The following is a 25,820-nucleotide window of genomic DNA, read 5'->3' on the forward strand; positions in this document are numbered from 1 at the left end:
GGTCAGGCGTAGCCGGTCGCGCAGCCAGCCGGTGAGGTCGGTGGCGCCGTGGCGCACGGCGAATCCGCGGTTCTGGGCCTCGACGAACAGCAGCCCTCGGACGGCGGCGACGCGGCTGGTCAGCCGGCAGACCCCCTCGAGCAGCCCGTCCAGCTCCGTGTCGGACAGCTGCCAGGCCTGGGCGGTGAGGAGCCCGTCGAGCTGGCGGGAGATTGTGGCGAGGCGGGTCGGCGGGTCAGGGCCGTCCCCGAAGTCGTTGAGATCCATGGGGTAACGGTAGAACAACATCCACCCAATGTCGAACACCTGTTCGTACGCTGTGGGCGGAGACGACACGGGAACCAACTCGCACCTGACCAACAGGCGAGCGGTGCGTACGGGCAGTGGGCGCGGATGGGTGGGCCGCGGCGCGGATGGAGAAGCGGCGGCGCGGGTGGGGAAGCGGCGGGCGGAGTGGCCGGGGAGGTGGGCGGCCGTCCACCTCCCCGGGACAGACAGTGCGGCTAGGGGATCCGTACCGTCGGTGCGTCCAGGTCGACGCACGCCTGGTCGGATGGTTGCAGCCGCTCTGCCGGCAGGGCGCCCGTCGCCGGTCGACCGCTCCTGGCCGGGTGACCGCTCCCAACCGGATCGCTGCTTTCCGTTTCCTGGCTGCTTCCTACCGACACGGCACCTCCGTCGGTGATGGCACCTCCGTCGGTGATGGCACCGCCGGTGGCGGTGGGGCCGGCGGCGGCCTCGACGGCGAGCAGCGTCTCGATGTGGACGTACCTCGCGCCGCGCAGCAGGGAGGCGACCGCGGCGATCAGCGACATGGCGATGGCGAGCGAGAACACGATGATCAGGCCGTGGTGGAACGGCGAGGCGATCAGGTGCGGGAAGAACTCCTTGCCCGTCAGCGCCTGCGCGTTCGCCGCGGGGAGCTGGTGCAGAGTGTCGTCGCCGAGCAGGTTCTGCATCGGGTTGTAGCCGAGGAAGGCGGCGAACAGGCTGCCGACCGGAGGCAGGTTCGCCACCCGGTCGGTGACGTCGGCGGGCACGCCCTGCGCGGCCAGCCCGCTGTGCAGCGAGTGCGGCAACGTCGAGGACAGCCCGGCGATCATCAGGGAGAAGAACAGGCCGATCGACAGGACCTGCCCGGAGTTCATGAACGTCGCGCGCATCCCGGACGCGCCGCCGCGGGCGGCCGCCGGCACGGCATTCATCACCGCGGTCGTGTTCGGCGCGGAGAACAGGCCCGAGCCGATCCCGTTGAGGACCAGCAGCACCGCGAACGCCGGGTAGCTGAAGTTCGTCGGCAGCAGCAGCAGACCGACGAAGGTCGCGGCGACCAGCGTCAGGCCGCCGGTGGCGAAGGCGCGGGCGCCGAACCGGTCGGACAGGAAGCCCGACACCGGGCCCGCCACCAGGAACCCGACCGTCAGCGGCAGCAGGTAGACGCCCGCCCACAGCGGGGTGTCGACGTAGTCGTAGCCGTGCAGCGGCAGCCAGATTCCCTGCAGCCAGATGATCAGCATGAACTGCATCCCGCCGCGGGCGATCGAGGACAGCAGGACCGCCGCGTTGCCGGCGGTGAACGCCCGGATCCGGAACAGCGCCAGGTTGAACATCGGCTGCGCGGTGCGTCGTTCGATGAGGACGAACGCGACCAGGACGGCGGCGCCGCCGATCAGCGCGGCGAGCACCTTGGGGTTCAGCCAGCCCATGTCGTGCCCGCCGTAGGGCTGGATGCCGTACGTGACGCCGGCGAGCAGCGCCGTCAGCCCGACCGCGAAAGTGATGTTGCCCCACCAGTCGATCCGCGCGGGCGCGCGCCGGCCGGTGTCGCGCAGGCTGCGGTAGGACCAGATCGTGCCGGCGACGCCGATCGGCACGCTCACCCAGAACACCGCGCGCCAGTTCCACTCCGACAGCANGCCGNNGGCGACCAGCCCGACGAAGGAGCCGGCGAGCGCGGCGACCTGGTTGATGCCCAGCGCCATGCCGCGCTGGCGGGTGGGGAAGGCGTCGGTGAGGATGGCCGTGGAGTTGGCCATGAGCATCGCGCCGCCCACGCCCTGCACGACCCGCCAGCCGATCAGCCACAGCGCCCCGGACGAGCCCTGCCAGGGGGTCAGCGCCAGCCCGACCGAGGCGACGCTGAACACCGCGAAGCCGGCGTTGTAGATCCGGACCCGGCCGAACATGTCACCGAGCCGGCCCAGCGTCACCACCAGCACGGCGGAGACGAGCATGTAGCCCATCAGCATCCACAGCAGGTAGCTGACGTTGCCCGGCTGCAGGGGATCGAGGTGGATCCCGCGGAAGATCGCGGGCAGGGAGATGATGACGATCGAGCTGTTGACCGTCGCCATCAGTACCCCGATGGTCGTGTTCGACAGGGCGATCCAGCGGTATCCCGCGTGGTCGTCCTGGTCTGGCCGGCGCGCTGCGTCGACCGGAGTCCCCGCTGTCGTGGACATCCGGCGCTGCTCCCTCCATCACCGATGCGGCCGGGCCGCCGCTGCGGGGCGGTGCCGGGCCTCCTGAGTGGCATGGGCGCGAGGCGGGCCGGGCCAGGCCGGGGCCGGCTCGCAGCTCGTCGCTGCGGTGCGGGGCCCGGGATCCGGCCGCGTGGTCCGATGCCGACGGTGTCGGTTGGTTGGCGACGGTGTCGGTTGGTTGCCGACTGTGTCGNTTGGTTGCCGACTGTGTCGGTTGGATGCCTCGTACCGGTCCGGGTGCCTGCCGGTCAGGCCGGCCGCATGCGCCCGCGTCCACGTCGGATAGTTGCTTGACTCATACTAACAACCACGCCTGTCGATCGACATTCCCGTCTCGGCGGCCGGTGCACGACCCGAAACGGCGCACGTCGACGCCGGAGCGTCCTACATTGCTCGCTGGACGGATCGCACCCATCCGGACGGGTCGTCCACCATCCGACCCCCCGACCCCCCGACCCCCGATCACCCGAACGCGATCATCGTCCGTCTGCACTGCACAGCCATCTGAGGGCCGGCGCGAGGAGAGCGAGGCGACGTGGCGACCGATGTCGAGAGCACGTTGGCGGCCGACGACTACGACGAGTTCGGACTGCTGCACGAGAACGCCGAGGAACTGGGCCTGCCGTTCGCGGGCCGGCCCGACGTCAGCCGCGGTTACGTCGACCTGGCGGCCGACCGGCGGCTGAGCTACATCCGTTGGGGTACCGCCGATCCCGAGGTGGTGTTCCTGCACGGCGGCGCGCAGAACGCCCACACCTGGGACTACGTGGCGCTCGCGCTGGGCCGGCCGGCGGTGGCCTTCGACCTGCCCGGCCACGGCCGGTCGTCCTGGCGCGCCGACCGTGACTACGGTCCGTGGCGCAACGTCGAGGCGCTGGCGACGGCCCTGCCGGCCGTGGCGCCGAACGCGGCGGTCGTGGTGGGCATGTCGCTCGGCGGCCTGACCGTCACCCATCTCGCCGCGACGCGCCCCGACCTCTGCCGGCGTGCCGTGATCGTCGACGTCACCCCGCAGGTCAACGACCCGAGCCGGACGATGACGACGGCCGAACGCGGCTCGGTGGCGCTCGTCTCCGGACCGCCGACCTACGCCTCGTTCGAGGAGATGGCCGACGCCGCGGTGGCACTGAGCCCGCTGCGGGCCGCCNCCGGGGTGCGCCGTGGGGTGCGCCACAACGCCCGCCGGCTGCCGGACGGCCGCTGGTCGTGGCGGTACGACCTGTTCGGCCCGCCCCCGCCGGGAACCCCGGACTGGCTCGACTTCACCTCGCTGTGGGACGAGGTCGACACGATCACCGTGCCGACGCTGCTCGTGCGCGGCGGCGAGTCGAGGTACGTCCTCGACGCCGACGTCGCCGAGTTCCGCCGCCGCCTTCCGGCCCTGCGCTACGCCCTCGTCGACGGCGCCGGCCACGCCGTGCAGAGCGACCGTCCGCTGGAGCTCGTCACCCTGATCCGCGACTTCGCCTTCCCGGCCTGACCGGTTCCCTCCTCTGCCCGGCTCCGCTCCTGCCCGGCTCCGCTCCTGACCGACTCCGCATGCTGACGGGGAGCGCACCCGCACCCACGGCCGGGCTGCGGGTGTCCGGCGTGCCCGTGGTCGATGTCACCCAGCGCAGCGGGATTGTGCAAGGTAGATTTGCCTTCGGCTTTACTGTGTAAAGGGTGACGGGTTATGCCGCGGGCGCGGTCCATACGGGCGGTGCNCCGCTGCGGCGTGCCGCCCGACCGGGCTCGGAGGTCCAGATGCCGTCTCCCGTACGACCACTGCCGGCGCTCGCCGAGCTGACNCCGCCGCCGGGCAGTCCACACCGCGGCGCCCCGCCGCGCGTGCCCGGATCGGTGCGCCGCACCAGCCATCTCAACGTGACCTGGCCTGACGGCTTCGGCTCCCCGATGCACCTGCACGCCGGCGCCCGCGACCTCGTGACCGGGCGCGACAGGCAGGCGACGGTGGTCGACTCCGCGCAGCTGCGCGTCACTGTCGACGGCACCCGGACGTTGCGTTCCGTCACCAGTGTGCCCCCGCGTCGGGCCCTGGGTGGCCTGGTCGGGCAGAGCGGCGGCCGCGGCTACCGCGCCCGGCTGCGGGAACTGGTCCCCNAGGACGTCGCGACCGGATCGCCGCTGCACTTCCTGCTCGACGACATGCCCGGCGCGACCCTGGTGGGGCCGATCGCCTGGCGGCTGTGGCCCCGCGAGCAGGGGAAACTGGCGGAGTTCGCCGCGTCGACGCAGGCCAGTCGGGTCGAGGCGATGCNGGAGGTCTGCTCGGGATGGCGGGCCGACGGCAGCCCGCTGGAACGGATGTCCCAGGGCGCCGGGTTGGAGCAGAACCTCGTGCCCGCCCATCCGTTGGAGCAGCCCGACGACCCGCTGGCCTGGCACCGGATGCCGGCGCCGCCCGGCGATTCGGCGATGTTCCGCCGTCGGCGCCGGGTGGATGTGGTGGCGCCCGAGCTCGGGACGCCCCACGGCCTGCTGACCGTCGACTCGATGTTCCGGGACAGCATGTGGAGCCCGCAGGGGGTGGAGACGGTCGTGCACGAGTACGGCGTGCACGCCACCGTCGACCCGGCCACCATGCGGCTCGTCGGGCTGCGTGCGGACCCGCGGGTGCTGCCCTTCGAGACGTGCCCGTCGGCCGCCGACAACGTCGATCTGCTGCTCGGCGAGCCGATGCGGACCCTGCGGGCCCGGGTCATCCGACTCGTCGTCGGCACCGACGGCTGCACCCACCTCAACGACGCGCTGCGGGCGCTCGCCGAGGTCCCCGTCCTCGTCGATCAGCTTGTCACCACCGGCCGGATCGACTGAGCGGCCGGATCGACTGAGCGGCCGGACCGACTGAGCGGCGGGATCGACGGGCCGAGCGGACCGGGCGAGCGAGCGGATCGGGCGAGCGACCGGATCGGCGGGCCGACCGGGGTCGGAGGATCGCCCGGCCCGCCGGCCCGCCGGTCGCCGGCGCGCCGGTCGTCGGTCCGCCGGTCCGCCGGGTCGACCGGGTCGCCGGTTTTATACTGACCGCTGGGCGTTCCCCGGGGTGGCGGGGAGGGTGGCGGCGCCCGACGACGTCGACGTGTTTCGGGTGGTGAGGTGGCGGCAGGTGCCCGTCCGGCTGCGGCGCGCGGCGCGCAGGCGTCCGGCGCGCCGGCCGGTGCGGTGCGGGCCCTGGGGGTCGACGACATCGTCGCCGCCGCCCTGCGCGTGGGGACTCACCGGGGGTTCGAGGCGTTGACCATGCGCGCGCTCGCCGAGGAGCTCGGGGTGTCCGCCATGGCGGCCTACCACCACGTTCCCAGTAAGGACGCGCTGGTCGACCTGGTCATCGACGCCGTCCTCGCCGACGTCGAGATTCCCCCGCCCGACCTCGGTGACTGGGACGTGCGCCTGTGCGAGCTGNGCCGGCGCTCCGCCGCGGCTCTGGAGGCCTGGCCCGGCGTCGACGTGCTGGTCTACGCTCNCCCGCCCACCACCCAGGGTTGGCGGATCATGGACGGCTACCTGCAGATCCTGCTGGACGCCGGCCTGACGCCGAAGAACGCGCTGCTCGGCTTCAACGTCCTGCACGACTACGGCATGGCCCGGTCGATCCAGCGCCGGCTGCACGAGGGTGCGGGCGCCGGCGTCCCGGGTGACCGGTCCGCGCAGTGGCCGGCGCTGAGCCGGGTGGAGGCGATGTGGTCGCAGGTCCACGGAAGCGACCTCACCGCCTTCGCCGACACCCTCGTCGTCGACGGCCTGCGCGCCCTGCTGGCCAGGCAACGCGCCGGCACCGACACCCCCTGACGGGGCCGCGACTCCTGCCTGTCCGGAGGGATAAATCGGGCGCGGAACCCTCCGGACAGGCGGTGAGTCAGTCCAGGCGTGACGCAGGGCGGCGGCGGACCGGGGAGGTCCGCCGCCGCCGTAGCCGGCCGCGTCAGCCGTTCGTGCTGGTGGCGGTCAGGTCGTAGACCGTCTGAGCGCCCACCGTGGTGGCGGTGAAGTGCGCCGCGACCCAGGTGGCGATCGCGGTGCCGGTGCCCGAGGTGCGGTCGCCGCCGATCGGGCCGCCNATGCCCCCGCCGCCGGCCAGGAAGTAGTGGATCTTCCCGTCGGCGACCCACTGCTGGAACTGGGCCAGGGTGGGCGCCGGGTCGCTGCCGTCCCAGCCGCCGATCGCGATGACGGACTGCCCGCTGGCGAGTTCGAGCTGCGCCGCGCTGGTCGCGCCGCCCGTCGTGGCCGCGGCCCACGTGGTCGTCGACCGCGCCAGCAGCGCCGTCAACGCCGCGTTCGTGGACTGCTCCCCGCCACCTCCGCCCGCCGCCACGCCCTCGGGCGCCGAGGTGCTGCCGCCTGCCGTGCCGCTCGTGGTGGAGGCGGCGGCCGAGGATCCCGCAGTGCCCGTGCCCGTGCCTGTGGGCCGGGTGCCGGTGGGCGGATTGCCGGTGGGCGGGCTGCCGGCGCCGAAGCGTCCGCCGCCTCCGCCGGGACCGCCGCCCGTCGCGGCGCTGGACGGTCCCGAGGTGGGGATCGAGCCGGTGTGCGGATGCGCGGCGGTGCTCGCGGCGTAGGCCGCGCTGCCGGCGCCGACGGTGAGCACCGCCGCGGTGGCGAGCACCGCGCTCACCCGGGTGAACCGGGCCGCACCCGCGACCAGTGCGGCGGCCAGGGCCAACGCGGCGACGAGCACGATCCAGCGCAGCGCCGGCAACCAGGTCGGCACGCGGTCGAGCAGCACGAAGCTCCAGATGCCGGTCAGCGCGATCACGACGGCGAGTGCCGACCGCGCCGGGAACCGGTCGCGGTCGCGCCACAGCGCGATCCCGCCGGCGGCGACGAGCGCGGCGATCGCCGGCGCCAGGGCGACGGTGTAGTAGGGATGGATGATCCCGTTCATGAAGCTGAACACCAGCCCGCTGACGACGAGCCAGCCGCCCCACAGCACCAGCGCGGCCCGCGCCGGGTCGGTGCGGGGTGCCCGCCTGGTCCGCCACAGCCCGACGACCAGCACGAGCAGCGCCGCGGGCAGCAGCCAGGAGATCTCCGAGCCCATGCTCGACCCGAACAGCCGGATGATCCCGGTGGCGCCGCCGAAGCCGTTGTTCGCCCCGCCGCCCATCCCGCCGCCACCGCCACCGCCACCGGCGCCGCCACCGGCGCCGCCACCGGAGGAGCCGAGGATGCGGCCGAGGCCGTTGTAGCCGAGGGCGAGCTGGAGCAGGCTGTTGTCGGTGGAACCGCCGATGTAGGGGCGGGACGACGCCGGCCACAGGTCGACCAGGGCGACGTACCAGCCGGCCGAGACGACGATCGCCCCGGCCGCGCCGGCCAGGTGCAGCACCCGGCGTCCCAGGCCCGTCGGCGCGGCGATCAGGTACGCCAGGCCGAGGGCGGGGACGACGAGGAACGCCTGCGCCAGCTTGGTGAGGAAGCCGAAGCCGATGCAGGTCCCGGCGAGCACCAGCCAGCGCGCGCTGGCCCGCTCGGTGGCCCGGACCGTGCAGTAGGCCGCGGCGACGAGGAGCAGCACCAGCAGGGCGTCCGGGTTGTTGAACCGGAACATCAGCGCGGCGACCGGCGTCAGCGCGAACGCGGTGCCCGCGAGCAGCCCGGCGGTGGCGCCGGCGCTGCGCCGGACCGTCGCGTACAGTAACCCGACGGCCGCGACCCCCTCGACCGCCTGCGGCGCGAGCACGGACCAGGACGAGAAGCCGAAGACCCGAGCGGACAGCCCCGAGATCCACAGCGAGGCCGGCGGCTTGTCGACGGTGATGGNGTTGCCGGCGTCCAGGGAGCCGAACAGCAGCGCCTTCCAGCTCTGGGAGCCCGCCTGGGTGGCCGCCGCGTAGAAGCTGTTGCCGTAGCCGGACGCGCCGAGGTTCCACAGGTAGAGCAGCGCCGTGCCGGCCAGCAGGACCAGCAGCGCCGGGCGGACCCAGACCGGATCACCGGCTGGCCCGCGGGCCAGCCGCCCGAGCCGCCCGTGCCCCCTGCCCGGCGGCGCAGGCGGCGGTTGGGCCCAGTGCCCGGCGCCGCCTGACCTCGGGGCGAGCCGGATCGTGTCGGACGCGTCGACGTCGGGTGCGGTGGTCGTCATCGAGAAGTCTCCAGGGTCTGTCTGTCGCGGTTCCGCCCCCGTGCCGACGGACTCCCTTGCCTATCCAGAGGGATAAAACGGACGCGAAGGCCTCTGGAAAGGCAAGGAAACCGCCCCGGGCGGTTCGGTGCGGATGCGCGGATGAGGGCGGNCTCAGTGCAGGGCGCCGGCGTCGGCCGAGGCGGGCTGCCGGTCGGCGTCCGATCGCGTGGACCGGGGGCGGGCGTCCGGGTAGGGCGCGTCAGGGTAGGGCGTCAGGGGGGCGGTCGGCGCGGAGTTCGGGGCGAGCGGGCGGCGTCCCAGCCAGGAGCGCAGATGGGCGACGGGCACCGTGCCGCTGNCGATCNCCCGGCGGAGCCGCACGATGCCCCGCAGGTCGGCCAGGGCGGTGGCGACGATGTCGACGCGGCTGTCCNGATCGTCCACCCAGTCGACCGGCNCCTCGTGCACCCGCAGGCCGCAGCGTTCGGCCAGGACGAGCAGCTCGGTGTCGAAGAACCAGCCGGTGTCGGCGACGTGCGGCAGCAGGTGCGCGGCGACGTCGGACCGGATGGCCTTGAAGCCGCACTGCGCGTCGCGGAACCGCACCCGCAGCGTCCGGCGCAGCAGCAGGTTGTAACAACGGGAGATGATCTCCCGCTTCGGCCCGCGCACCACCCGTGCCCCGNGGCTGAGCCGGCTGCCGACGGCCACGTCCGAGTGCCCCGAGATCAGCGGTGCGACCAGAGGGAGCAGGGCGCCCAGGTCGGTGGACAGGTCGACGTCGGTGTAGGCGANCACGTCGGCGTCCGAGCCCGACCACACCTCCCGCAGGGCGCGGCCCCGTCCCTTGAGGTCGAGGTGGATGACGGCGACGCCGGGCAGTTCGGCGGCCAGGGTCCGGGCGAGCTTCAGGGTCTCGTCGGGGCTGGCGTTGTCCGCGATCGTGATCCGAAACGGGTACGGGAACTGGCTGAGAAGAAAGGCGTGCAGCCGCCGAACCGACGGCCCGAGATCCCGCTCCTCGTTGTAGACCGGCACGACCAGGTCCAGGACGGGATGATCGGGCCGGGGTGGCCGCGGGTTCGGCTGCGTGACGCGCTGGTCGGCCCGCCCATCCCCGTCGACCTGCGCTGCGGCGGGCCGACCCGAGAACCGCGGAACATCGGACCGCGGAACGTGAGACCGCGGGAAGTCGGCCTGCGGGAAGTCGGATCGCGCGGCGACGGTACGGGGGGCGACGGTACGGGTGCGGCGGGCGTCGGTCGTCGGCGGGAGCGTCATGCCCTCACGGTCGGCCCCCCGCCTGCGCAGACCCTGTGCGACCTCTGTGTGATCCCTGTGAACCCCCCGCCCGCCAGCCTGCACCGCTGAAGCCGCGCGGATCAACGCCTGGCCGCCCGTCTCCTCCGCTCCGGCCAACGGCGCAGTCGACATCACCTTTCTCGACGAGGCTACCGAGAACACCGGTGCACCGNCAGTGTCGGTTCCGCGGGCAGTTGGTCATCCCGAAACAGGACGTCACCACCGCTGGTAGTCGCGCTACCTTCAACATCACTTGGATACGCGGATCCGGACAGTCCGGTTCGTAACCGGCCCGAAGGCGGCGACGATGGATGTCTCGTAACCCTGAGCGCATCTTCAATCACTCCTTGGATGTGCGNTGGTTGGGGGCATGGAAGGTGAGGAGGTACGTCTATCCACATCCTTCAGNGATCAGGGAGAGTTCATGGTCGAGAGCGTCAGGCATGGTGCGTTGGACATTGCGGTCACGGACCGTTTCGTGCGGCTGTGGGACGATCGGGGGTCTGGTGCCACTCTTCACGGGNCGTTCTTCGATCCTCTGATCACCGACGCGATGTACGCCCAGGGCTGGCGTGCCCTTGGGAGCGTCGGGCACGGGGGCAACCACGATGACATCACCGGTACGCGGGCCACGATCCTGGTCCGCGGGGTGAACGCCGCCGACGCGATGGTCCGCCCGCCGACCGATTTCCAGCTCGTGTGGCGCGACGAGAAGTCCGGCGCGAAGCAGGACGGCTCGGTATGGCGTCCGGTCGCGCCCTCCGGCTATGTCGCCTTGGGACACGTGTTCTCCCGGAGCTGGAACAAGCCNCCAGCGCACTGGTATGCCTGTATCCGCCGCGACTTCGCCGGACGCCGTTACGTGCGTGACGGTGTCATCGGAGACCTGATCTGGAATGACCAGAAGTCCGGCGCGAAGACTGACGTGGGAGTCTGGCAGATCCGGTCGGCACCGTATCCTTCGGACAGCGAGGAGCGGCTCATCCTGGGCGCCGATCTGATCCTGTCGGTCAACCACTACTCCCGGCCCACCGACACTGTCTCGGTCTTGGATCTGCCTGCGGCGGTCGCCCGGCGTAATCCCCCACCCCGTCCCGTCCTGACGTCGCACCGGGAGCCCGACCCGATCGCGCAGGTGACCGACCGGGCAGTGATCGTGCCCTGCACTCTTGTCAAGGATCCCAACAAGACCATCGCCTGGCAGGTCGCGAACTCGCCCTTCTACACGCTGGAGCGGCGGGTCAACTACACATTGCAGATCTTTCGGAACAACGAGGCGGGAACGGTGCCCCAGCCGTCGAACCGGCGGGTCACCACCGGGGTCAGCAAGGAACGCAGCGAGGAGTACAGCCGGAAGACCAGCGTGACGGTGAGCGCGTCGGCCGGCATCAGCATCAAGGCGTTCAGCGCCTCGATCGACACCAGCGTGACCACCGAATTGGGCTACAGCAGCCGCTACGGCGTCACCCAGTTCACCGAGGACAGCAAGGACCACGGCCTCATCACCCCGCCGCGCTCCTCGGGAGCGCTGTGGTCAGCGACCCACGAGGTCATCGCCATTCGCAAGGACGGCGACGCCGTGGGCGGNCAGGGTGGCCTGCGCTTCGACGTCGACTCCTACGTGACGGGCGAATTCCCCGGCAGCGCCGGCGTCCGGGCGACGGTCGACGGCAAGGACATCGACCACGTCGCGGTGCCCGGACCAGCCGCGGAGGTGGAAGTGAACGTCCCCGACATCCCGCACGAGCTCGCCAACGCCTGACCCCGTCCCGGGAACCTGCCGGCCACGACACGGCGATGGTGAGATAAGCCGCTCGTCTCACCGCCGCTAGCGCTCGAAATGTTGCGGCGCCGCCCGTTCATCCCTCCGAGACGGGCGGCGCCGCTCCGGCAGACAAGCACCCGATGCCTACAAGCACACGGGCGAAGGTGGGACGCGGCCAGGAGCGGCCCGCCGTCATTCGGGCCATGTGATCGCCGGCAGGTCCGGTATTCGCCGACACGGCCAATCGGGGCATGTCCGCCGGCTCGGGCGACGAGGCACGAGAGCCGACAAGTGCACCCGGCCGGCGGACGTGAGGGCTTGTCCCAGGGATTGACGGGCGTCACGGTGTACTTGGCTTCCCTCGGCGAGGCACAAGAGTCCGCTAGTGCACGGCGCTGCTGCGGTCAGGCTCCTACCTGTCAGGATGGCCTGAGACAGGTGATGAGGGTTTCGGAATCGTCGAGACCCAGAACTCGGCGCCGGGCGCCGAAGACGTCGCGGTACTGCTTCTCGGCGGCGGTCCACCGTCGCTGGACGCCGGCTATCCACGCGACTTCCTGGCGGGAGGCCAGGGTGTCGAGATGATCGTTGCCGAGTAGTCGCCGTCGCGCCGTCAGGACGTCGAGATGTATCCGCTCTGCCCTGGCCGGGCGTCGCTGTGCCACGTGCCAGGCCAGTTCGTGGNGCACCCGCAGCAGCGCCTGTTCGCTGCCATGATCGGCGAGGACGTCCAGGCAGGCGCGGGCCAGCGCCTCGCCTGCGGCGAACGTCCCGCCCCTGCCGTGCGCCGACACCGTCCCCGCGATGCAGTACAGGAGACGGTCGACGTGGCGAGAGTCGACGGTGCGGACGGCGGCCTGATGGCACAGGGCAGCGAGGTGCGGCGTGAGCAGCCAGTACCGCGGCCAGTCGGTCGGGAGTTCGGGGTTCAGGGAGTCGACCACGCTGCCCAGGAGCGTGACGGCGGTGCGGCAGGTCGCGGCGCTGTCGGGGGCCCGGCGCCCGGAGTCGGCGATGACGTCCCGCACCAGGCGATGCAGCTGAATAGTGTCCCCGGTACGCCCTACCCAGGAGTACCTCCTCGCGGCGCCGATCACGTCGTCCAGATCCAGGTCGACGGCGCCGTCCGCGCACGCGTCCGCCAGCGGGCTCTCGAGCAGCTCGGGATGGTCGCTGAACAGGGTGAGCGGGATGGGCTCCGGGGCCAACAGTGCGCACAGCTGCAGCAGTTGCACCGTGGCCGGGGCCTCGGCCCGCAGCCGATCCAGGGCCACCGACCAGGCGGTCGCGACCGTGCCGGTGTAAGGCGGGTCGTCGCCCTTCGCCAGCAGCACTGTCCTGCGGGCGCGGAACTTGGCCAGATAGCCGGCCGCGTCCGTGCCCGTGGCGGCGATGTAGTCCGCCGCCTGCGCCAGTGCCAGCGGCAGGTCGCCCAGCTCGCCGGCAAGGGCGTCCACCGCCGCCGGGTCCTGGCCGGGAAGGCGCCGGCTCAGCAGCGCACTCGACTCGGCCCGCTCGAACACTCCGACGGCGACGGGGTCGGCGAGCGCCCCCCAGGCCGGGTTCCTCGAAGTGATCAGCACATGACCTGGCCCATCCGGCAGCCAGTCCCGCAGGGCGACGGGGTCCTCCGCGTTGTCGAACACCACCAACCAGCCAGTACGGCGGGCCAGCGCCGCGAGGACGGTCGCCGCGATCACCGAGGCCGGCCCGTCACCGGGCAGACCAAGCGGGCCCGCCAGTGCGGCGATCTTCTCGCCGATGAGCGGAATCTGTTCGGCGTCGATCCACCAGATCAGCGAGTAGTCGTCGGCATACCGGTGGGCATACTCGGCGGCCAACTGCGTCTTGCCTACCCCGGCCAGTCCNTGCAGCGCGGTCACGGCCACCGGCCGTCCCTGCTGAAGGCTGAGGTGGATCGCGGCCAACAGGCGCTCGCGGCCGGTGAAGTTCCGGTTTCTCCCAGGGGCCCTCCACATTCGTGGAAGCTGACCGGGGAATGTCGGCTCGGGCGTGGTTCCCACCGTCGCGCGGTGGCCGGGGAAGAGCGGTTCCGTCGCCGGCTTTCCACGCCCACCCCGAGCTGTGGCCAGCAGCCGGGCGGTCGCCGTCTCGGCGTCCAGGTCGAAGAGATCGTCGCCGACGAGCTGGCTCAGTGAACCGGGTCGTGGACAGTCCTCAATCCGGATGGGAATCAGGTTGCGGCCGGCACCTGACGGGTCGGCGGCCCAGGCCGCCTGCCACTCGGCCTCTCCATAGGCCGACTTCAGGTAGACGGCCGACACCACGGCGATCGTGCGGTCCGCCGTGGCGGCGGCCTGGCGCATCTCCCGGACGAAATGTGAACCGCGGTCGAAGTCCCAGGCCTGGATCTTCACCCGGTAGCCGGCGGCTTCGAGCTGCCAGGCGATCCACTCCGCCCACTTCGCATCCGCGTGGGTGTAGGACACGAAGAAGTCCGTGCCACCTTCGCGGGTACCTTCGGCGCCTGGTGAGTCCGCCCGCATCCCCACAACCAACAGAATCTCACGGCGGAGGATGCCCTACCGGGTTTTCCNGGTCTCGTGTCCGCTACAGGGTGTTTGCCAGGCGGTCGGCGAGGATGCGGGTGAAGCGGGACGGGTCGGGGAGTTCNCCGCCCTCGGCGAGCAGGGCCATGCCGTAGAGCAGCTCGGCGGTCTCGCCGAGGACGTCGGCGTCGGCGTCCTGCTGCTCGTGGGCCTTCCGCAACCCGGACACCAGGGGGTGGGTGGGGTTGAGCTCCAGGATGCGCTTGGGATGCGGGACGTTCTGCNCCATGGCGCGGTACATCTTCTCCAGGGTCGGGGTGATGTCGAACGTGTCGCCCACGAGGCAGGCCGGCGACGTCGTCAGACGGGAGGAGAGGCGGACCTCCTTCACCTGGTCCTGCAGCGTCCGCGCCAGCCAGGACAGCAGCTCGGCGTAATCCTTCTTCTGCTGTTCCCGCTCGGGTTCGGCGCTCTCCTTCTCGTCCGCCGTGTCGAGATCGACCTGGCCCTTGGCAATCGAGCGCAAGGGCTTTCCGTCGAACTGCGCCACCCGCTCGACCCACACCTCGTCGACCGGGTCCGTCAGGATCAGGACCTCGTAGCCGCGGGCCTGGAAGGCCTCCATGTGCGGCGACTTCTCGACCATCAACCGCGACTCGCCGGTCATGTAGTAGATGTCGTCCTGGCCGTCCTTCATCCGCTCGACGTACTCCCGCAGCGTGGTCGTCTGCTCCGGGTCACGCGTCGAGGCGACGGAGACGACCTCCAGGATCGCCTCCTGGTTGTCGCCGTCGTCGAGCAGCCCCTCCTTGACGACCGGCCCGAACTCCTTCCAGAAGGTCCGGTAGCGCTCGGCGTCGTCGGTNTGCAGACTCCGGACGGTCGAGAGGACCTTCTTGACCAGCCGGCGACGGACGAGCTGGATCTGACGGTCCTGCTGGAGGATCTCGCGCGAGATGTTCAGCGACAGGTCGTGCGCGTCGACGACGCCCTTGACGAAGCGCAGGTAGTTCGGCATCAGCGCCTGGCAGTCGTCCATGATGAACACGCGCTTGACGTAAAGCTGAACGCCGCGCCTGCCGTCNTGCGCGAACAGGTCGAGCGGGGCGTGGGCCGGGATGAACAGCAGCGCCTCGTACTCGAAGAGGCCCTCGCCCTTCATGTGGACGACCTCGAGCGGGTCGGTCCAGTCGTGGCTGAGGTGGCGGTAGAGCTCGTGGTACTCGGCCTGGTCGACCTCGTCACGCGGGCGCGCCCACAACGCCTTCATCGAGTTGAGCGTCTCGATCTGGGTCGTGGCCTCGCCGCCGGTATCCGCGCCGCCGGTGTCCGTGCTCTCGGTGGCCATCCGGATGGGCCACGCGATGAAGTCGGAGTACTTCTTGACGATCTCGCGGATCTTCCGTTCGGCGGTGTAGTCGAACAGATGGTCCTCGGCGTCCTCCGGCTTGAGCTGCAGGGTGACCGCGGTGCCCTGCGGCGCGTCGTCGACGTCCTCAATGACGTAGGTGCCCTCGCCGCTGGACTCCCACCGGGTGCCGCCGCTCGCACCGNCCCGGCGGGTCAGCAGCGTGACCGTGTCCGCCACCATGAACGTGGAGTAGAAGCCGACACCGAACTGCCCGATGAGCTCCCGCGACGCGGCGGCGTCGGCCGACTCCTTCGCCTTCCTGAGTACCTCGGCCGTGCCCNACTTCGCGATGGTGCCGATGAGCTGGACGACCTCGTCGCGGGACATTCCGATGCCGTTGTCGCGCACGGTCAGAGTGCGCTTTTCCCGGTCGACCTCGATGGCGATGTGCAGGTCGGAGGTGTCGACCTGCAGGTCCTTGTCGACCAGTGACGCGAGACGGAGCTTGTCGAGCGCGTCGGAGGCGTTCGAGATCAGCTCACGCAGGAAGATGTCCTTGTCCGAGTAGATCGAATGGACCATCAACTGCAGAAGCTGACGGGCCTCGGCCTGAAATTCAAGCGTCTCGATCCGGGTGCTCACGGGACCTCCATGCGGACACGGGCAGTTCGGGCAGGATCAACGCGGGGTCCCGCGCGGCCGGGGAGGCACTCCTGCGGCGCGCCAACCCGGAGGCGGCACAGCGCTACCGGCGCCCCCCATTCGTGGGGTCAGATATTAGCGCAGCCGACCCGGTTTACACCCGACGTCCCCGCCAGTGCGATCAGCGCAGTCGCCCATAGGTCCCGGCCGCGGTGAACGCGTCGTCGATCGGCGTGATGAGCGAGGCGAGGCGACGGGCGCCCGCCTCGCCGATCGGCGCCCACAGCGCGGCGCAGTGCTCGTCGGTCTCGATCTCGATCTGCTCGCGCGCCTCGGTGCCGGCATCGGTCACGGTGCCGTCCGCGTCGAACCAGCCGCGCGCGACGAGACGGGCTGTCGCCGCGGCCCACTCCTCGTCGTTCCACCGGCGGGTCGCCCGCGCGAGGACCGTCGGGAAGCGACCCGTCGCGGTCTGGATGACATTGCAGTCGCACGGCCCGAGGCGGTTGGCGGCGAGCACGACGAGATGGGCGTCGCCGCGCCACTCGCGCAGCACCGTGATCTGCTGCCACAACGCGACGAGCGGATCGGACGGGAGCGCGACCGACGCGTTCGCGGCGGCCAGCGTCCTGCCGGCATAGTCGGCACCGGCGACGACCGGGTCGATCAACGACCGTGCCTGCGCGATCTGCTCGGCCGTGAGACGCACGCCGACGCGGTGCAACGCACGCTCGACGGCCGTGAAGCGGGCGGCCTGCCACCGCTCGGGCGACGCGGCGTCCCACACGCCCGTCATGGCCCGCACCGACCGCGGGCTCCAGTTGTAGAAGGCCGCGAGCGTGACCTGCCACGGGACTGCACCCATCGCGGCCGAGCGGAACGCGAAGTACGCCGGCCCCGCCGGTCCGTGGTCGGTCACGCCGAGGGTGGCGGCCTCCTGCGCGGCCTCAGGGACCAGGTAGATGAACCGATGGGTCGCATTGACGGCGAGGCTGACCTCGCGGACGGCATTCATGTCCACAGGTCAGCCGTCCTTCCGCGTGTGTTCGGCGGGCGTGGCCGTGTCGGTGGTCGTGGTCGTGGCCCTGTCGGTGGTCGTGTCGGTGGTCGTGGTCGTTTCGGTGGACGTCGTCGCCTCGGTGAGCGCGGCGGCGGTGCCGGCGATATGGGTGACCAGCGCGTCGGCGGCCGCCTCACTCTGCCGGCTCAGCGCCAGCCGTTCGAGCCGGCGGTGCTCGGCCAGGTAGTTGCGAGCCGGGTTGCCGGCCGCAGACCAGCGGCGCGACAGCTCGCTGGCGGTCCACAGCCGCTCGAACGTGTCCAGCAGGACGTCGTTGCCGCACGCGTCGAGCAGCGCGCGATGGAACCCGTGATGCGCAGCGGCCCACGCATCCGAGAAATGGGCGTCGCCGTCGTGCTCGAACGGCGGCGTGCCGGCGAGCCGGTGGTGGGCGGCGCGCACCCGCGTCTCCCACTCCAGGTCGCCGCGACTGATCGACATGCGCAGCATCGTCGGCTCGACCGCCGCCCGCGCCTCGGCGATCACCTGCCATCGCACGTCACCCGCCTCGGGAACCACGAACCCGCGGTTCGGCAGCCGCTCGGCCAACCCCTCCCCGACGAGCCGCAGCAGGCACTCCCGCACCACCGCGAGGCTCACCCCCCGCTCGACGGCCAGCTCCTGCGGCCGCAACGCCTGGCCCGGCCGGAACTGGCCGTGCATGACCGCCGCTCGCAGCGACTCGTACGCCCGCACCGACGGCGCCACCCCGTCATCGCGCTCTGCCATGCACTCGACTCTAGCTCAAATAATCGATTCATGTTAGGTTAATCGATGACTGGGCGGGCGTGGGTGGCGCCTGCACCTGACGAACAGGAGACATCCGATGACGAGCAACGATCCGTTCGCGCGCCTGCCCGAGGTGCCGAGCTTCACCGTCACCAGCGCAAGCGTGCGGGACGGGCAGGCGCTACGGCCCGCGCAGCTTTCGGGCCTGTTCGGCNTCCCCGGAGGCCGAGACGCAAGCCCGCAGCTCTCGTGGTCCGGCGCCCCGGAACACACCAGGAGCTACGCCGTCACCGTGTATGACCCCGACGCCCCGACCATGTCCGGCTTCTGGCACTGGGCCGTCGCCAACATCCCCGCAACCGTGACCTCGCTGCCGGAAGGAGCCGGCGACGACACCGGCTCGGGACTACCCGATCCGGCCGTGCAGCTTCCCAACGACGCCCGCGCCGCCCGGTTCGTCGGCGGCGCCCCGCCGGCCGGGCACGGCCCGCACCGCTACCTCATCACCGTCCACGCGCTCGACGTCGACGACATCGGCGTTCCCGCGGACAGCACGCCGGCATCCCTCGGCTTCACCATGGCCTCGCACATCCTCGCGCGAGCCACCCTCACCGGAACCGCCGAGACCCCCGGTGACCGATAGGCACCAGCAGACGTTCGGTAGGCGGTTTTGAAGATGCTCGCCTGCTGACCGCCGGAATCCTAGTGGGTGCGGTATGCCGTGACGATGTATGCCGTCTCGCTGAAGAGGAACTCGTCGGCGGNGTCGGCCGCCTGCAGCTCGTTCCACCAGCGGTCGACCTCGGCAGGTGTGACGTCGCCGAACGGTGGACATCGCCGAGGCCAGCTTGTCCGTGTCGAGATCGACCGCGATCAGCTTCGCCTCCGGAGCGCGTCTGCCGATCGCCGCAAGCGTCCGGCCCGACCCGGCGCCGGCATCGACGACAACTGATCCCGGACTGGGTGACGCCAACCGGGCGATCAGCTCATGGACCACGATCACCACCGTTCCCGACTGTGCTGGGCTTCCTGTCGAACGGGAATCCCGATCTTCGAAGGTGCAGTGCACGAGTCGTCATGGTGCCGCGCTACTCGGTTGGCGCACACCGTCGGTCGCTCGTCGACGGATGTGTCCCGCAGGCGTGGGCACTCGGGCGCGGCCGGGCGTTACTCGCAGGCGATGCCGTCGCCGTCCCGGTCGAGATCGGAGCTGTACCCGGCGTCGCCGCTGTGCAGGGGAGTGACACCGGCGGCGCGGGCGGNCGCGCAGTTGGCATAGCCGACCGGCTGGCCGCCAGTCGGCACTGGCACGGTCGTGTGGACGGGCGCGGTCGTGGGAGCGGGTGCCGCGGAGGTGGGTGCGGGTGGCGGCGGCGAGGTGGACTCGGTGGCCGGGACGGGCCGGGTCGCGGGAGGGGTGGCGTTCTGAGTTGTGCTGGGCGCCGCGGACTGGGCGGCGGCGGGTGCGGCGGCCTGGGCCGCGGGGGTCGTCGCAGGCGGCCGCTGCGCCGTCGACGTCGAGGACGTGGTCTCGCAGGCGATGCCGTCGTCGTCCGCGTCCAGGCCGGAGCGGTAACCCGGATCGCCGCGGTACAGGGGGCGACACCCGCGTCGCGGGCCGCGGTGCAGTTCGCGTAGTACGTCGCTCCCGACCCGGCGGCGGGTCCCGATGTGGTCGACGATGTGGTCGAGGACGTGGTCTCGCAGGCGATGCCGTCGTCGTCCGCGTCGAGTCCGGCGCGGTAGCCGGGGTCGCCGCGGTACAGGGGGGCGATGCCGGCGGCGCGCGCCGCCGTGCAGTTCGCGTAGTAGGTCGACCCGGACGCCTGTGTCGGGCCGCCCGCCGCCGCGGGAGCCAGCGCGTTCCCGCGCGCAGTCCCGGCGCCTGTGGGCCCGGCGCCTGTGGTCTCGCTGCCTGCCGGGNCGCCGCCTGCCGGATCGGTATCCCCGGAGCCCGTGACTGTGGTTCCGGTAGCCGTGGCGCTGGTAGCCGCGATTGTGCTGGTCGAGATTGTGCTGGCCGTGGTCCCAGCCGCGGTACCGCTGCCTGTCGTTCTGCCGTCCGCGGTGCCGGTGCCGGTGCCGGGCGACGGTGCCAGGGCGGCCGAGTACGGCAGCCCGGGCCATCCGTCGTCGGACGACGGGGTACCCGAGGTCGTCCCGGACGGCGCCCCCGCGTCCGACCCCGCGTCCGACCGCGCCCCCGACGGTGACGGGGTGAACCCGGGCGTCGCCGCCGCTGTGGGCGTCGCCGCCGAGTCCGCGGCTCGGGTGGAGGCGTCGACCAGGTTTCGGGGCTTCGACGACGAGCCGCCGAAGATCCCGACCACGATGGCCACGGCGACGAAGGCGCCGAGCACGCCGAGCCCGATCCGGGCCCCCCGTCCTGCCAGGAATGCGACGTGCTGCCGACGACCCGCCATCCGTGCTCCCCCCGAAGACACCGGTTCGTGACCTTAGCGGATGGTCACGAACCAGTGCCTCGGCGGGTCAGCCGGTCGATGGATCGACGCGCGTCAGGGGGTCGTCGGGTGGAGGATGCCGGACACCTCGGCGTCGGTCAGGTCGTAGGAGTAGAAGGTCTGGTAGAACTCCTTGATCTCCTGCTCGATGCTGACGTCGGCGAACTGCGCGGGGTGCAGGGTCTTGGCGACGAAGATCGGTTGCAGGGCCTCCTCGGCGCTGNGTGCGGCCCAGACGAACACGCCCCGCGGGTTGACGATCAGGTGCTTGTCGCGCACCGCGGCGACCGACGACCAGCGCGGATCCTGCTCGATCTTCGTGCAGGACGAGGCGTCACGGCAGAAGACGTACTCCGGGTCCCACTGGACGATCGATTCGACCGAGACGTCCTTCATGGTGCCCGTGACGCCGTTGACGGTGGCGACGTTCGTCCCTCCGGCGAGCGTCGACCAGTTGTCGATGATCGAGCCGCCGCCCTCGGTGTTCAGCGGGTTGTTGGCGGTGTAGTAGAGCTTCGGCCGGTCGGTCGCCGGCAGGCCAGCGAGGCCCTTGTTGATCTGGGCGACGTTGCCGTCGACGTACTCGACGTACTGCTGGGCCTTCTTGGGAGCGTCGCCGCCGAGCACGTCGGCGAGGAACGTCACGCCGTCGTTGAGCTTGGAGTAGTTCGGGAACGAGGCGATCTGGACCACGGGCACACCGAGATCGGTGATCTTCTTCACGAGCGCCGCGTTGCCGGAGGTCAGCACCACCAGGTCCGGCTTCTGGGCGAGCAGGGTCTCGGTGTTGACGGTGGTGGTGTCGGCGCCGAACACCGCCTTCTTCTGGGCGAGCGGCGGGTAGATCTTCTTGAACAGCGGCAGCGTCGTGAGGTTGCTCAGCGGCACGCCGGCAACCCGTTCGATCCCGCCGAGCATGAAGATGATCTGGGTGACCGCCGGGTAGTTGGTGACGATCCGCTCCGGGTGCGTCGGCACGGTGACGCGCCGGCCGCCCATGTCGACGACCTCGTGGGTCGTCGGCGTGGCCGGCGTCGCCGCCGCCGCGGGCTTGCCGGAGCCGCCGTCGGAGTCGCTGCCGCAGGCGGTGAGCGTGACCAGCGCGATCAGGGCCGCGACCAGGGCCGCGAGCAGGGCGGCGAACGGGTGTCTGGGTGACGGGTGTGTTGCTGACATGTGTTCGGTGGTCCCCATAACAGTTGTCCGACAGGGAGGGCGCGGATGGGCGCGGGCGCCCGGTGTTTCGGGTCGTGCGGGGATTCGCGACCGCGGTCTGCGTGGCGGCGGAGTGCGGCTGTCCCAGGACCGCATTCCGCGCGCGCCGCCTCCGGAGCTCGGCCGTCGGGCTCACCCGGGGCGGCGACGGCGCAGCGGGCTGGTCCTGGCCTGGGACCGCCTGAACGCCGTCGGCCCGGGCACGGCGCGTGACCGCGCGCCGACCCGAGCTGCCCGGAAGGGGCGAGCGAAACCTCATGCACGGGAAGTGACCGACTTCCCTGCGTGAACAGGACGTGCTCCGTTGCACCGAGCTCCGCGGATGCGGACTCAGGCGTGAAGATATGCCGCTACTTCGGAATCTGTCCTTAGTTTGGCCAAGATATACGGCACACCAGCGGGCCCCGACGCGGGCCGGGGGCGGCAAGCCCCGTCACTCTCCGAAACTGCAGGAGCAGGTCTGCGCCAGGTGGAGGTGGGCGAGTTGNAGATGCGGGAGGTAGAGGCGCGATCTAGGAGGTCGGCTTGGGGCGGCGGACGAGCGTGACCTCGTCGGTGCTGGCGTCGAGCAGGGCGTAGGTCATGAGGTCGAAGCCGCCGGGATCCTGGGAGAACGCCAGGGAGCCGGGGTTGATCACGAGAGTCNCCCCGACGCGCTGGAGGTGCGGCAGATGGGTGTGGCCCAGGACGAGGATGTCCACGCCGAGGTCGCCGCAGCGGGCGTAGTCCGGGTCGNCCGGATTGAGGTAGCGGTCGTAGGGCGGCCACGGGCAGCCGTGGATCATACGCAGGGATCGCCCGTCGACGACGGTGTCGATGGTGGTCGGGATGGCCTCGACGAAGTCGCGGTTCGCGGCGCGGACGTGCGGCGCCTCCCGGGCCCGCTGCCCGGTCGGGCCCATCAGGCGCCACTCGTGGTTGCCCGAGATGTAGCGCATGTCGAAGGCGCGGATGACCTCGGTGACCTCGTTCGAAAATCGGTACTCGAAGTGCGCGTCGCCGGCCAGGAGGATCTCCTCGGCGCCCGCCTCGACCATCTCCCGCGCGGCGGTCTCGAGCAGCGCCGCCTCGCAGTGCACGTCGGACACGATCCCGAGCTTCATCGCCGTCCCCTCCCAGCCCCGATCACCGAGCCCGGCTGTGCGCCCATTCCGGCCGCGATGCGCGGCATGGGTGCCATAACCTCGGCCGTGCCCGATCCATCTCGCGCAAAAGGGTATACCCATCGGCTCTGGCGTTTCGGAGAACGTCCGAGCCAGGGTCGCGGTTGNGCGGCGGGTTCNCAGTTCCGGTACCGGGTTGCCGTTCACGGATGGCGGCCGCCGTTCTGCGGATGGCATTGGTGCGCAGTGACCCGGTGGGAACCGGTGGCCCGCTGTGGGCAGGGTCTCGCCCGGCCCGCGCGGCGACGGTCGTCGAGAATGGTCGGCCAGAATGGAGGCGACCCTTGGATGCGCATCGCCGCCGGGCCCGTGGCGGCCGGCAGACCGGGTACGGCGGGTCGCGTGGTGGCCCGTGGGGCGGGGTCGGCGGGGCGGCTCTTCGGGCGGGCCGTGGGGGGTGTGGGGCGGCTCCTCGGGTGGCCCCGAGGCGGGCGGTGACCCCGCGGACAAGGCCTGCGTCCGCAGGGTGCGAGGGATGTCTCAAGGCCATCCGGTGAACCATCCGGTAGGCTAGTCGGGGTGGTCCTGGCGGGCAGGGCTGCGTCAGTCTGGTCCCGACGATGCGGAGGCAGCGCGTGCCCCCCACTGCGAACACGAACGCCAAGCGGTCTCGATCNCGGCGTGCGCGGGGGTCGATCAACGCCGCGGGGATTCTTTCGGGGGCCTTCGAATTCTGCCGGGACACGCCTGTCGACCAGCTCAGCATGCCGCGGCTCGCGGCATTCCTCGACGTCGGCGTCACCAGCATCTACTGGTACTACAAGAGCAAGCGCGACCTTCTTGACGCGATGACCGAGGAGGCGCTCGCCGCCTTTTACGAGAGCATGCCACCGCTGCGCGCCGGCGGCTGGGAGGACATGCTCCGCGGGTTTTTCGACGACTGCTATGCCGCGCTCGCCGCCGACGACCTGACGTGCGATCTGATCGTCCGGCGCATCGGCGGCGCCACCCGCCAGGACGCGGTCGCGGCGTGGCCCCGGGCCGCGGAGCTGCTCGACGGGCTGCGCGAGGCCGGCTTCCCCCCGTCGCTGGCCTGGCACGCCTTCATCACGCTGGCCGCCTACACCCGCGGGTTCCTCCTCACCGAGCAGCCGGCCGAGGCCCCGCCCGCCTCCGCCCGGCGCCCGGCCGTCACCGCGGCCGCGGCGCCTCCCGCGGCGACGCGGACTGCGGCGACTGCGCCGACGGCGGCGACGGCCCGGGTATCGGCAGCGGCGTTGGCGTCGGAGCCGGAACCGTCGGGGCCGGTCGCCGGCCCGCCGGGGGAGTTCGCGTTCGGCATCACCAACATCATTCTTGGTCTGCGGAGCCTGCTGCCCCAGGAGGCGCACGACCGCGAGGTCGCCTGACCCGAGCCCGAGCCCGAGCCCGGGCCGGAGCCGGGCCGGCCGGATCAAGCCCGGACTGATCCGCCTACTGGTCCCGTGGCTGGTCCCGAGGTGGCCATCGGCCGGTATCGATCGACTCGCGGCATGGCTCACGGTTAGCGTGCCTGGTGTCGATCCGGGTGCCCGCACCCGGCCGCCCAGGTCGAGTCGGCTCCCTGCGGATGGCCGGTGCGTCGGGATCCGATCGGGATCCGTGGACGGAGCCTGTTCGAAAGGCTTACGGTTAGGTTTACAAATCATGGTCGGTGGGCCGGCCGCGCCGCTCGGCGGTGTGGTGACGAAAGCCCGCTGGAGGGAGACACGATGGCCCTGGCGATCAGCGACGACCACAAGGCCCTCGCCGAGGTGGTCCGCACCTTCGCCGACGCGAACGATCTGCGCGCGGCGGCCCGGCGGGCGCTCGACGGCGGTCCCGGCGCCGTCGGCCCGCAGTGGAAGCAGATCGCCGACCTCGGCTGGCTCGGCCTGCACCTGCCCGAGGAGCACGGCGGCTCCGGGTTCGGCCTCGCCGAGCTCGCGATCATCGCCGAGGGTCTGGGTGGCTGTGCCGCCGCCGGTCCGCTGCTGCCCACGGTCGTGGCCTCCGCCGTCGTGGCCGCCGTCGGCTCGCCGCAGCAGCAGGCGGAGCTGCTCCCCGGGCTCGCCGACGGTTCGGTCATCGCCTCGTTCTCCCCGATCGGCGCGGTCACCGCGGACGCGGCGGGCGCGCTGCACGGCGAGGCGCCGGCGGCGCTCGGCGCGGTCTGGGCCGGCATCCACCTGGTGCCGGTGGGCGACGATCTCGCGGTGGTCGCCGCCGACGCCGCGGGTCTGACGCTGCGCCCGACGAGCGCGCTCGACCCGTCGCTCGGGCTGGCCGGCCTCGGCCTGTCCGCCGTCGCGGCGCACCCGGCCGGCCTGCTGCGCGGCGGGCGGGCCGCGGCCGTGCGCATCCTGCGGGTCGTCGCCGCCGCCGAGGCGGTCGGCGGCGCCCGGGCCACCCTGGACATGGCGCTGGACTACGCCAAGGTCCGCGAGCAGTTCGGCCGCATCATCGGCGGCTTCCAGGCCGTCAAGCACCACCTGGCCAACATGCTCGTCGCCACCGAGCTCGCCACCGCCGCCACCTGGGACGCCGCCCGGGTCGCCGCCGGCGGCGCGGAGGCCGAGCTCGCCGCGGCCGTCGCCGCCGCGGTGGCGCTGTCGTCCTACCAGCACAACGCCCGGATGAACATCCAGATCCACGGCGGCATCGGCTTCACCTGGGAGCACGACGCCCACCTGTACCTGCGGCGCGCGGCGACGCTGGCCGCGCTCGCCGGCCCGGTCGAGGGCGCCGAGGACGACGTCTACGCGCTGACCCGCGACGGCGCCCGCCGCGCGCTGGCCGTGGAGCTGCCGCCCGAGGCCGAGCAGTACCGGCGCGAGGCCCGGGAGTTCGTGGAGCGCTACCACGCCGCCGCCGAGGGCGAACGCCGCGAGCTGCTCGTCCAGAGCGGCTACCTGGTGCCGCACTGGACGAAGCCGTGGGGCCGCGAGGCGAGCGCCGCCGAACAGCTCGTCATCGAGGAGGAGTTCACCGGCGTCGAGGTGCCCAACCTCGGCATCGGTGGCTGGGTGCTGCTCACGCTGACCCAGAAGGGTTCGCCCGAGCAGATCGAGCGCTGGGTGCTGCCGAGCCTGNGCGGCGAGCTGCGCTGG

Annotated in this window: 11 protein-coding genes and 18 pseudogenes; 10 read left to right on the plus strand and 19 right to left on the minus strand. The window is 71.7% G+C overall.

The window, feature by feature from the left end:
- The 3 genes and pseudogenes from UK94_RS05410 to UK94_RS40770 all read right to left on the minus strand — a co-directional run.
- Positions 1-288: pseudogene (locus tag UK94_RS05410) on the minus strand (HNH nuclease); the annotation flags it as partial.
- A 215-nt stretch (positions 289-503) separates the two neighbouring features.
- Positions 504-1,915: MFS transporter (locus tag UK94_RS05415; protein ID WP_235486603.1), on the minus strand; the 1,412-nt coding region annotated here is incomplete at its 5' end.
- Between the two features lie 7 nt (positions 1,916-1,922).
- Positions 1,923-2,462: pseudogene (locus UK94_RS40770) on the minus strand (MFS transporter); the annotation flags it as partial.
- Between the two features lie 556 nt (positions 2,463-3,018).
- On the opposite strand from UK94_RS40770, the gene UK94_RS40775 reads away from it, so the two are divergent.
- The 5 genes and pseudogenes from UK94_RS40775 to UK94_RS40795 all read left to right on the plus strand — a co-directional run.
- On the plus strand, positions 3,019-3,630 hold a 612-nt coding region (locus tag UK94_RS40775), incomplete at its 3' end, for an alpha/beta hydrolase (protein ID WP_235486606.1).
- A gap of 1 nt (position 3,631) precedes the next feature.
- Positions 3,632-3,963 (plus strand): annotated as a pseudogene (locus UK94_RS40780) (alpha/beta hydrolase); the annotation flags it as partial.
- A 386-nt stretch (positions 3,964-4,349) separates the two neighbouring features.
- A pseudogene (locus tag UK94_RS40785) lies at positions 4,350-4,586 on the plus strand (hypothetical protein); the annotation flags it as partial.
- 315 nt (positions 4,587-4,901) lie between these two features.
- Positions 4,902-5,300, plus strand: coding sequence for a DUF2889 domain-containing protein (locus tag UK94_RS40790; RefSeq protein WP_235486749.1), 399 nt, complete (start codon positions 4,902-4,904; stop codon positions 5,298-5,300).
- A gap of 282 nt (positions 5,301-5,582) precedes the next feature.
- On the plus strand, positions 5,583-5,888 hold a 306-nt coding region (locus tag UK94_RS40795), incomplete at its 3' end, for a helix-turn-helix domain-containing protein (RefSeq protein WP_235486608.1).
- Between the two features lie 656 nt (positions 5,889-6,544).
- Here the strand turns inward: UK94_RS40795 and UK94_RS05435 are convergent.
- From UK94_RS05435 to UK94_RS05465, 14 genes and pseudogenes are all read right to left on the minus strand, one after another.
- Positions 6,545-8,249, minus strand: a pseudogene (locus UK94_RS05435) (glycosyltransferase family 39 protein); the annotation flags it as partial.
- Position 8,250: 1 nt separating this feature from the next.
- A pseudogene (locus tag UK94_RS40800) lies at positions 8,251-8,571 on the minus strand (glycosyl transferase); the annotation flags it as partial.
- Between the two features lie 440 nt (positions 8,572-9,011).
- A pseudogene (locus UK94_RS40810) lies at positions 9,012-9,238 on the minus strand (glycosyltransferase family 2 protein); the annotation flags it as partial.
- A 1-nt stretch (position 9,239) separates the two neighbouring features.
- Positions 9,240-9,347: pseudogene (locus tag UK94_RS40815) on the minus strand (glycosyltransferase family 2 protein); the annotation flags it as partial.
- 1 nt (position 9,348) lies between these two features.
- A pseudogene (locus tag UK94_RS75780) lies at positions 9,349-9,834 on the minus strand (glycosyltransferase); the annotation flags it as partial.
- 4,357 nt (positions 9,835-14,191) lie between these two features.
- The coding region (locus UK94_RS72870) for a hypothetical protein (RefSeq protein ID WP_255355981.1) at positions 14,192-14,254 on the minus strand (63 nt) is incomplete at its 5' end.
- Between the two features lies 1 nt (position 14,255).
- Positions 14,256-14,414: pseudogene (locus UK94_RS40825) on the minus strand (hypothetical protein); the annotation flags it as partial.
- A 1-nt stretch (position 14,415) separates the two neighbouring features.
- Positions 14,416-14,995 (minus strand): annotated as a pseudogene (locus tag UK94_RS40830) (molecular chaperone HtpG); the annotation flags it as partial.
- Between the two features lies 1 nt (position 14,996).
- Positions 14,997-15,214, minus strand: a pseudogene (locus UK94_RS40835) (molecular chaperone HtpG); the annotation flags it as partial.
- Position 15,215: 1 nt separating this feature from the next.
- Positions 15,216-15,683, minus strand: a pseudogene (locus UK94_RS40840) (molecular chaperone HtpG); the annotation flags it as partial.
- 1 nt (position 15,684) lies between these two features.
- Positions 15,685-15,821 (minus strand): annotated as a pseudogene (locus UK94_RS40845) (hypothetical protein); the annotation flags it as partial.
- A gap of 1 nt (position 15,822) precedes the next feature.
- Positions 15,823-16,123, minus strand: a pseudogene (locus tag UK94_RS40850) (ATP-binding protein); the annotation flags it as partial.
- A 181-nt stretch (positions 16,124-16,304) separates the two neighbouring features.
- Positions 16,305-17,144 carry a hypothetical protein gene (locus UK94_RS05460; RefSeq protein ID WP_011605116.1) on the minus strand — a complete coding sequence of 280 codons (840 nt, stop codon included), beginning with the start codon at positions 17,142-17,144 and terminating at the stop codon, positions 16,305-16,307.
- Positions 17,145-17,147: 3 nt separating this feature from the next.
- The gene (locus tag UK94_RS05465) at positions 17,148-17,912 is read right to left on the minus strand and encodes a GntR family transcriptional regulator (protein WP_011605115.1); all 765 of its coding nucleotides are present in this window, start codon (positions 17,910-17,912) and stop codon (positions 17,148-17,150) included.
- Positions 17,913-18,127: 215 nt separating this feature from the next.
- On the opposite strand from UK94_RS05465, the pseudogene UK94_RS05470 reads away from it, so the two are divergent.
- Together UK94_RS05470 and UK94_RS40855 are read left to right on the plus strand one after the other, a co-directional pair.
- A pseudogene (locus UK94_RS05470) lies at positions 18,128-18,555 on the plus strand (YbhB/YbcL family Raf kinase inhibitor-like protein); the annotation flags it as partial.
- Between the two features lie 789 nt (positions 18,556-19,344).
- On the plus strand, positions 19,345-19,488 hold the full coding sequence (locus tag UK94_RS40855; RefSeq protein WP_162246895.1) for a hypothetical protein: 144 nt from the start codon (positions 19,345-19,347) through the stop codon (positions 19,486-19,488).
- A 136-nt stretch (positions 19,489-19,624) separates the two neighbouring features.
- On the opposite strand, the pseudogene UK94_RS75785 reads toward UK94_RS40855, so the two are convergent.
- Positions 19,625-19,771: pseudogene (locus tag UK94_RS75785) on the minus strand (excalibur calcium-binding domain-containing protein); the annotation flags it as partial.
- 118 nt (positions 19,772-19,889) lie between these two features.
- Here UK94_RS75785 and UK94_RS40860 point away from each other — a divergent pair.
- Positions 19,890-20,366: a hypothetical protein gene (locus UK94_RS40860; protein WP_162246896.1), complete on the plus strand. Its 477-nt coding sequence runs from the start codon at positions 19,890-19,892 to the stop codon at positions 20,364-20,366.
- A gap of 232 nt (positions 20,367-20,598) precedes the next feature.
- Here UK94_RS40860 and UK94_RS40865 read toward each other — a convergent pair.
- Positions 20,599-21,685 (minus strand): annotated as a pseudogene (locus UK94_RS40865) (ABC transporter substrate-binding protein); the annotation flags it as partial.
- 1,717 nt (positions 21,686-23,402) lie between these two features.
- On the opposite strand from UK94_RS40865, the gene UK94_RS05500 reads away from it, so the two are divergent.
- Both UK94_RS05500 and UK94_RS40870 read left to right on the plus strand, forming a co-directional pair.
- Positions 23,403-24,101: a TetR family transcriptional regulator gene (locus tag UK94_RS05500; RefSeq protein ID WP_268761221.1), complete on the plus strand. Its 699-nt coding sequence runs from the start codon at positions 23,403-23,405 to the stop codon at positions 24,099-24,101.
- 342 nt (positions 24,102-24,443) lie between these two features.
- Positions 24,444-25,802 (plus strand): acyl-CoA dehydrogenase (locus tag UK94_RS40870; RefSeq protein ID WP_235486609.1); only part of this gene is annotated, 1,359 nt, incomplete at its 3' end.
- Between the last annotated feature and the right edge of the window lie 18 nt (positions 25,803-25,820).

This window comes from Frankia sp. AvcI1, assembly GCF_001420875.1.
GTDB lineage: Bacteria > Actinomycetota > Actinomycetes > Frankiales > Frankiaceae > Frankia > Frankia alni.